Origin of the sequence: Aeromonas sp. R7-4 (assembly GCF_040908055.1) — a bacterium.
GTDB classification, from domain to species: domain Bacteria; phylum Pseudomonadota; class Gammaproteobacteria; order Enterobacterales; family Aeromonadaceae; genus Aeromonas; species Aeromonas sanarellii.
Map to the genome: position 1 here is coordinate 43,897 of NZ_JBFODA010000018.1, position 8,060 is coordinate 51,956.

An 8,060-nucleotide genomic window follows, 5' to 3' on the forward strand; every position below is an offset into this window, starting at 1 on the left:
TGGACTAATCGGACCAGCAGGCAAATGATGCCGTGGCAGTTCAGGCGAACGCATTTAAAAAGGAATAAAAAGATGCAGTTGATGAAATATTCTCCGCTGGCGTTGCTGGTGGCCGGTCTGATGACCTCCAGCGGCCTGGCCGCCAGGGAGTGGAATACGGTGGCGGCACGGGCCACTGCCGCCGATGGCTATGAGGTGAGGGCCAACCAGTACCGCATCGTGACCGTGTCCACCGACTATCTGGCCGAGCTGAAGGCAGGCAAGCGCCAGCTGACCCTGCCTCTGCCGGACGGCCAGGAGGTGACCTTCAGCCTGCAACCCTATGATCTGCTGCCGGCGGACCTCGCCGCCAAGTACCCCGGGATCCGGACCTTCAAGGGACACGACGAAGCGAACCCGGTCGAGACCGGGCGCGTCGATCTCGGTCCCCAGGGCTTCCACGCCATGTTCAGCCACCAGGGCAAGATGGTGTTCGTCGACCCTCTTCGCAATGGCGAGGGCTACGCGGTCTATTACCAGCAGGACGCCCACAGCCGGCTGGAAGAGGAAGCTGACAAGGTTATCGGTGGCGAGGCCAAAAAGCTGGCCCGCCAGGTGCTGGTGGATGGCAACGAGCGCAAACGCTATGTCATCGCCATCTCGGCGGCGGGGGAGTACACCCAGTATCACGGCGGTACCGTCGAGGCCGGTCTTGGCGCCATCACCACACTGCTCAACCGGGTCAACGAGGTGTACCAGCGTGACGTGGCGGCCGAGTTCCAGCTGGCCAGCGGCAACGACACCATCATCTTCACCGACGCGGCCACGGATCCCTTCTTCAACGGGGATGATCCCTCCGGCTCTGGCCTGAACGACGTCGACGTCAACATGCAGGTGCAGGCCGTGGCGCAGACCCTAGGGCTGGGCGCCTTCGACATCGGCCACGTGGTCAACACCGGGGGCGGCGGCCTGGCGGGCCTGGGCGTGCTCTGTACCGGCGAGAAATCGGCGGGGATGACGGGCTCCCCCAACCCGGTGGGAGATGCCTTCTTCATCGACTACGTGGCCCACGAGATCGGTCACCAGTTCGGCGCCGAGCACACCTTCAACGGCACCACAGGCAGTTGCGGCGGTGGCAACCGGGAGCCCAGCCAGGCCTGGGAGCCCGGCAGCGGTAGCTCCATCATGGCCTATGCGGGGATCTGCGGGGAGGAGAACCTGCAGGCCAACAGCCTGCCCTATTTCCACAGCAAGTCCATCGAGCAGATGCGGGCCCACATGGCCACCGTACCCAGTTGTGGTACCAGCCAGACGCTCGTCAACAACGCGCCCCAGGTGGCGGCGGGCAGCGACCATGTGATCCCGGCCAACACCCCCTTCGTGCTCAAGGGGGCAGGCACCGATCTGGACAACGACGCCCTGAGTTACACTTGGGAGCAGATCGATCTCGGCACCGAGTCCTTCAGCGTCGCCAGCATGGTGGACGACGGCAGTCGCCCGCTGTTCCCCTTCGTGGCGCCGACCAGCGTGCCGGAACGTATCCTGCCAAGCTTGCCTTCCCTGCTCACCAACACCCTGGCGAAGGGAGAGGGCTGGCCCACCACCAACCGGGATCTCAACTTCCGCCTCACGGCACGGGATGGCAAGGGGGGGGTCAGCAGCGACGACATGAAGGTGCAGGTGGTCGACACCGGCAAGGCCTTTGCCCTGACCAGCCCGCTGGTGACCCCGCTGGCGGCCGGCCAGACGCAGACCATCGGCTGGGAAGTGGCCGGCACCAATGTGGCGCCCATCAACTGCAGCAAGGTGGATCTCTACATGACCCGGGACGAGGGGGTGAACTGGACCCTGCTCGCCGGCGGCCAGCCCAACTCGGGAGCGGCGAGCGTCGCTATTCCGGCGGGCAAGGACGGCACCGCCAGATTGAAGGTGGCCTGCAGCAACAACCTCTTCTTCGCCATCAGCCCCCTCAAGCTGTCGGTGACCCAGCGCGTGGAAGGCGGCGGTGGCGGCGGCGGTGCCCTCGGCATCTGGACCCTGGCGCTGGCCCTGCTGGGCTGGCGGCGGAGGCGGGCATGAGGCTGCTCGGCACGCTGCTGCTCGCCCTGCTCGGCGGTTGTCAGGCCGATGCCGATACCCTGGCACAGGCCATCGACGACAGCCTCGCCAGGCAGGACTACCGGTTGATCGTGCGGGCCGGGCGCGGCGAGGTGGCGCCCGGCATCGCGGCGGAGCAGCAGGTCTCGGCCAAGGCGCGCTGCGGTGTGCGCTACCTCGACGGCTTCGGCGATGTCATCAAGCCGGAGCAGAAGGAGGCCCACGCCAGGCTGAGCGCCTATGCGGCGCAATACAACCAGCGCATGCTGGCCCATTGCCCGCCGGTTGACGGCAAGCCATAGGCAGGCGGCAGCCAGTTGGCAGAAACAGGGAGGCATGAGCCTCCCTTTCTTTTTTTGCACGGCCATTTGGCCGCCCCGAGGCTTGTACCCATGGCGTGCTCGTCGCACAATGCCTGCACCCATAGCCGCACGGGCGGCAAAGAAAGAGAGAAGGAAAATCAAGATGATGGATGTGGCTGATCTGCGTCGTGAATACACCAGGGGCGGACTGCACCGGGCCGATCTGCCGGCCGAGCCCCTCGCCCTGTTCGAGAAGTGGCTGGCCCAGGCGTGCGAGGCCAAGCTGACCGACCCCACCGCCATGGTGGTGGGCACAGTGGACACAGACGGCCAGCCCTGGCAGCGCACCGTGCTGCTCAAGCACTACGATGCCGAGGGCATGGTGTTCTACACCAACATGGGCAGCCGCAAGGCGCGCCAGTTGGAGGACAATCCCCGCATCAGCCTGCTCTTCCCCTGGCACACCCTGGACCGCCAGGTGCACGTCACCGGCCGGGTTGAGAAGATGAGCACCTTCGAGGTGATGAAGTACTTCCACAGCCGCCCCAAGGACAGCCAGATAGCGGCCTGGGTCTCCCAGCAGTCGACCCGCATCTCGGCCCGTGGCGTGCTGGAGGCCAAGTTCCTCGAACTCAAGCAGAAATTTGCCAAGGGCGAGGTGCCGCTGCCGAGCTTCTGGGGCGGTTTCCGGGTGCGCATCGACACCGTCGAGTTCTGGCAGGGGGGGGAGCATCGCCTGCACGATCGCTTCTACTACACCCGAGAGGGGGACGGCTGGCACATCGAGCGTCTGGCCCCCTGATGAACCTTGCCAGGCTCTCCCTGCAAGGGCGGTTGTGTATTGGTGAGCGCGGTTGAGCGCCGGATCCGTGGGCGTCGCTCGGTAATGGTCACGGTTTCTTCCCGTGTCAGCATCCTGTTGTCGCAGGAGGGTGCATGGATCTGTTGATAGAGGGAAGGCTCTGGCAGCCCCGCTGGCAAGGCGTGTTGCAGGCCTGGCAGTGGCAGGGGAACCGCTGGTGGCTGCTGCTCGGCAAGGGGGAGGCGAGAGAAATGGCACCCTGGGCGGCCTGCCCGCCGGACGGCAGCCTCTCGGCCAGCGGCCTGCTCGCCGCTTGGCTCGAGGCGGATGCCGCCCCCCTCATGACTGGGGAGCCGAGCCGGCAGATCCTGATCGCCAGCTCCGGCTCTCTGCTGACCCTGGCGAAGGAGAGCGGCCTGATCACCCTGGGACCCAGGGGGGCTGACCAGACCCTCGGCGCCGATGAGGATCTGGCCAGCGCGCTGCAAGCGCTGCTCGCCCGGCGCCTGACCACGCCGGTGCTGCGCGACACCGGCTGGCAGGACGCATTGGTGCTGCGCCCCCTCGCGCCTGCCGATGAGAGCGCCATCCAGCACTATTGCTCGGACGCGGCGCTCGCCCGCTACACCCTCAACATTCCCCATCCTTATCCCGACGGGGCGGCCAGGGACTGGCTCGCCCTGAGCGGGCGCAAGGCGGCCCTCGGGATGGGGCGAACCTGGGCCCTGACCTTGCCGCAGGGGCGCGAAGACGAGCCCGCTCCCCTGGTCGGTACCATCTCCCTGCACTGGCACGGGGAGCTGGCCTGGTGGGTGGGCGTGCCCTGGCAGAACCGGGGGCTGGCCACGCGCGCCGGGTTGCTGATCAGGGCGTTTGCGTTCGATCGGCTCCACCTGGCTGCCCTGACCGCCCGCCACCTGCCGGGCAACCTCGCCTCCGCCCGGGTGATGGCCAAGCTCGGCATGCGCCACTGCGGGCGGTGGCCCGACTCGGCTCGCCAGCCCCTGGCACTCGATCACTGGCGACTGGACAGGGCGCTCTCCCTGTCGGCGGCCAGGACGCATCCTCGCCCCTTTTCCTGAGTCCGTCCTCCCATTTTCAGACAAAGGCACTCAAGCCGGGTGCCACTTTTGTGGAATAATGGCCGACCTGCTGTACGAGGAGTAACCCTGTATGTTGAGAACCGAGCGTCCCGGCGACATGCTGCCAGTCTATGAGCTGGTGAGCGCCGCCTTTGGTCGTCCCGACGAGGCCGAACTGGTCAACCGCCTGCGCGAGTGTGGGGCTGCCGTGGTCACCATGGTCGAAGAGGAAGAGTACGAGTTCATGGGGCACCTGATGCTGAGCCCGATCACCATTGACGGGCAGGAAGGACCCTGGCTCGGACTGGCTCCCGTGGCCGTCCATCCCGACTGGCAGGGGCAGGGCATCGGCTCGGACCTGGTGCGGGAGGGGCTGGATACCGCCCTGGAGATGGACTGGAAGGCGGTGGTGGTGCTCGGCGATCCCGCCTACTACGGCCGTTTCGGCTTTCGGCCCGCCAGTGACTTCGGCCTGCACTGCATCTACGAGGTGCCCTCGGAGTGCTTCATGGCGATGGAGCTGCAGCCCGGTGGGTTAGACGGCGTGCGGGGCGAAGTGCTCTACCACCCCCTGTTCGATGAGGAGCCGGTGGCGTGACCGCCTGCCCATCCACGAAAAAGGACCCTGAACGGGTCCTTTTTCGTGCCATGCCCATCGCTTGAATGGACGTCACTGGGCCAGGGATTTCAGCTGCTGCTTGCCCGGTGGATTGCTCCAGTCGATGGGGCCATGGGTGAAGCGGTACTGCAGCCTCGGCAGGCTGAGCTCCAGCCACTCCTCCCGGAAGTAGGCATAACCCTGATCCCAATCCGGGTCATTGGCCCAGCCGGTCTGCAGGAAGTGGAGCCGGGTGCCCTGACCTTCCGGCACGAAGCGCAGGCTGACCTGGGTCTTCTGCTGGCGGATATGGGGAAACTGGGGCGGGAAATTCCAGCTGAAGCTGAGCAGGTCATGGGGCATGACCGCCATCACCCTGCACCCCTCGCTGCCGCGCTCTCCCAGCGGGGCATCGGGTCTGAAATAGATTTCGAAAGGTCCGTTGGGTTCCGGCACCATGAGGCATTCCGGCGCCAGGAAACTGCGCAGCCCGCTCTCCGTGGTCCAGGCGCGCCAGACATCGTCAATGTGGGCGGGTACCAGAATACTGCCTTCTATTTGCTTGTTATCCATAAATCAGTGAACCTCAAACCAGTCATGGACGGGACCTCGGCAGTATAGCCCGTCGGGCGATAAAATAGGCAGCCCTGTGTCACACCGTCATGTATTCAAGAGGGTCCAGATTGCCGATTTGACAGCACGGCAGGATCCATCGAGAGTGGGAAACCGTGAGAACCTAATTCAAGGATGGCACCATGATCAGAATGATGAGAGATGCCGACGAATCCCAGCTGGCACAGCTGTTTCTCAAGGGGAGGCGTCAGGCTTTTCACTGGGTCGATCCCTCCCTGTTCCGGCTGGAGGATTTTGCCGAGCAGACCCGGGGTGAGCGGATCTGGGTGGCGGAGAAGGGGGGCAACCCTTGCGGATTCGTCTCCATCTGGGGCGAAGGCAGCTTCGTGCATCACCTCTACGTGGTGGCCGACTGGCACGGGCAGGGCATGGGGCGTGCCTTGCTGGCGGCAGGGTTGGCCGGATACCCGTCACCGGCCTCCCTCAAGGTGGCCACCCGCAACACCACGGCGATGGCCTTCTACCACCGCCTGGGCTGGCAGAACACGGACGAGACCGGTCACTGCGACATCACGGGGCCCTGGCGCAGGCTCATTCTGGAGTCAGGTTCGGCATGAGGGAACCCGACAGGCAACGCCATCTCCCCGCAGCCCGCGCCCCATGGTAGCGCCATGTCTTCGGCGACTGACAGGCCCTGTTTCCGACTACAGGCAGAAAAAAGGGCCACCTCTTGCGAGGCGGCCCTTTCCAAACGTTTGGTGGGCTGGGGGATGTTGAACCCAATGACTAACTAATTGATCTTAAATTAAAATCGCCAATTCAGAAAATTCATGTATGCCTAACCGTATGCCTAACATCAGAACTTCTGCAATAACATAGTGTTATCTGGGCTGGAATGGTCATATGTGGTTAATTGGCCTTGGAGGAAATTTTAACTCTCACCTTTCTCAAAAGGTAACTGACTCTTGCGAAAGTTGGCGCTCTCTGTTGTATCAGTTCCTCGTTTGGAAAAAAATTTCCCGTCCAAAATTTACCTGTCCAGCGAGCTTTGAATAGACTGTTTCAACCTTCTGTGGCTTTTACCTCGCCACCGGCAGGTCCTCCCAGCGGGTGGTGTAACAGGGGCTCAGGTGCTCTTGTCGCATCATCCACTCAGGCGACCCCGAGCCTTGGCTGGCAAAGCCTACGCGCCCCAATCCCTTGGCTTTGATCTGGTCCATCACTGCCATCAGCGCATCTGATTGAGCGGAGGACGGGGCAAACAGATCGGCCTGTTGCTGCCCCTTGGGGGTGAACTCACTCAGCATGACGCCCCCCTTCTGATAGCGGTAACCGTCGCGCCAAATCTGCGGTAGCAGCACGTTCACTTGCTGCAGCAGCAACCGGGTATCATCGCTAGGGCAGACCAGCCGGACGCCAGCCTGCTCACTGTAGTAAGGCGCTCGTTCGTCAAAGGGGCTGGTTCGCACGAACAGGTGCACCCGTTGGCAACACATCCCCTCGGCCCGCAACTTCTCGGCTGCGCGAGCCATAAAGCCTGACAACGCTTGGGCCATTTCTCCACGGTCAGTCACGCGCTCACCAAAGGAACGGCTCGAGAGGATCTGCTGCTTCGCCGCCGGTTCAACGGTCAGCTCTGCGCAAGGCAGGCCACGCAGCTCCTGTACGATCCGCTCGACCACCACGCCGTATTGGGCGCGTAACCCTTTGGCGTCGCTAGCCACCAGGTCAGCAACGGTGTTGATGCCTTGTGCCACCAACTTGGCTCCCAAGCGCCGTCCTATGCCCCACACCTCGTTCACCGGGGTGATAGCCATCAGCCGGGCACGGCGCAGCTCGTCACGCAAGTCCACGACGCCGCCCGTGGCAGGCCACTTCTTGGCTGCATAGTTGGCCAGCTTGGCGAGGGTCTTGGTGGGACCAATCCCGACCCCTACCGTTAGGCCGGTCCACTGCCACACTCGCTGCCGGATCTGTTGTCCATAGGCTGTCAGGTCACCGGCAAACGACTCCGACAGTGACAGGAATGCTTCATCAATGGAGTAGACCTCCAGCTCGGGGGACATGGTCTCCAACGTGTTCATCACCCTGCCAGACATGTCTCCATAGAGCGCGTAGTTGGAGCTGAATGCCACACCGCCATGCGCCTCGAACTGCTCGCGGATCTTGAAGTAGGGCCCGGCCATCTTGATACCCATCGCCTTGGCTTCGGGGCTGCGCGACACCACGCATCCATCGTTGTTGGAGAGCACCACGATCGGGCGGCCACGCACCTCAGGGCGAAACAACCGCTCACAGCTGGCGTAGAAGTTGTTTACATCAACGAGCGCTATAGCCATCACGCTGCCTCAGATTGCCAATCACATGGGTGACCACTCCGAACAACTCCAGGGAGAGGCTCATACAAGGGTCGATAGGCGTGAACGCCGGATTGGCTGGCAACAGCCGCAACCTCGGCTTGAGCTGCAAGGTCTTTACCGTGAAGCCGCCATCGAGTAGTGCAATCACCACATCACCATGGCGAGGGGTGAGGCTCTTATCGACCACCAGCAAGTCACCGGGAAAGATGCCGACCCCGGTCATGCTCTCCCCCTCGGCACGCAGATAGAAGGTTGCTGCAGGGTGCG

The 8,060-nt window shown here is 63.6% G+C and carries 9 protein-coding genes; 6 read left to right on the plus strand and 3 right to left on the minus strand.

Annotated features, from left to right (window positions below):
• Window positions 1-72: 72 nt before the first annotated feature.
• The 5 genes from AB5Y72_RS03535 (at window position 73) to AB5Y72_RS03555 (ending at window position 4,860) form a co-directional block, all read left to right on the plus strand.
• A complete protein-coding gene (locus AB5Y72_RS03535) occupies window positions 73-2,058 on the plus strand; it encodes a reprolysin-like metallopeptidase (protein ID WP_325782529.1) in 1,986 nt (661 codons plus the stop codon).
• Complete coding sequence (locus AB5Y72_RS03540) at window positions 2,055-2,378, plus strand: hypothetical protein (protein WP_042076881.1); 324 nt, start codon at window positions 2,055-2,057, stop codon at window positions 2,376-2,378. The genes AB5Y72_RS03535 and AB5Y72_RS03540 overlap by 4 nt, the downstream gene beginning before the upstream one ends.
• A gap of 163 nt (window positions 2,379-2,541) precedes the next feature.
• A complete protein-coding gene (gene pdxH / locus AB5Y72_RS03545) occupies window positions 2,542-3,180 on the plus strand; it encodes a pyridoxamine 5'-phosphate oxidase (protein ID WP_325782528.1) in 639 nt (212 codons plus the stop codon).
• 134 nt (window positions 3,181-3,314) lie between these two features.
• Entirely contained in the window at window positions 3,315-4,262 is a 948-nt protein-coding gene (locus AB5Y72_RS03550; RefSeq protein ID WP_325782527.1) for a GNAT family N-acetyltransferase, read from the plus strand.
• A 91-nt stretch (window positions 4,263-4,353) separates the two neighbouring features.
• On the plus strand, window positions 4,354-4,860 hold the full coding sequence (locus tag AB5Y72_RS03555) for a GNAT family N-acetyltransferase (RefSeq protein ID WP_209793489.1): 507 nt from the start codon (window positions 4,354-4,356) through the stop codon (window positions 4,858-4,860).
• Between the two features lie 72 nt (window positions 4,861-4,932).
• Here the strand turns inward: AB5Y72_RS03555 and AB5Y72_RS03560 are convergent, their stop codons facing one another.
• Window positions 4,933-5,433: an SRPBCC domain-containing protein gene (locus tag AB5Y72_RS03560; protein ID WP_042076887.1), complete on the minus strand. Its 501-nt coding sequence runs from the start codon at window positions 5,431-5,433 to the stop codon at window positions 4,933-4,935.
• A gap of 182 nt (window positions 5,434-5,615) precedes the next feature.
• On the opposite strand from AB5Y72_RS03560, the gene AB5Y72_RS03565 reads away from it, so the two are divergent.
• Window positions 5,616-6,050, plus strand: a complete 435-nt coding sequence (locus tag AB5Y72_RS03565; RefSeq protein ID WP_325782526.1) for a GNAT family N-acetyltransferase — start codon at window positions 5,616-5,618, stop codon at window positions 6,048-6,050.
• Window positions 6,051-6,512: 462 nt separating this feature from the next.
• On the opposite strand, the gene umuC is transcribed toward AB5Y72_RS03565, so the two are convergent.
• Together umuC and AB5Y72_RS03575 are read right to left on the minus strand one after the other, a co-directional pair.
• Complete coding sequence (umuC, locus tag AB5Y72_RS03570) at window positions 6,513-7,772, minus strand: translesion error-prone DNA polymerase V subunit UmuC (RefSeq protein WP_368198600.1); 1,260 nt, start codon at window positions 7,770-7,772, stop codon at window positions 6,513-6,515.
• Window positions 7,753-8,060 (minus strand): LexA family protein (locus tag AB5Y72_RS03575; RefSeq protein ID WP_368198601.1); only part of this gene is annotated, 308 nt, incomplete at its 5' end. The genes AB5Y72_RS03575 and umuC, both read right to left, overlap by 20 nt.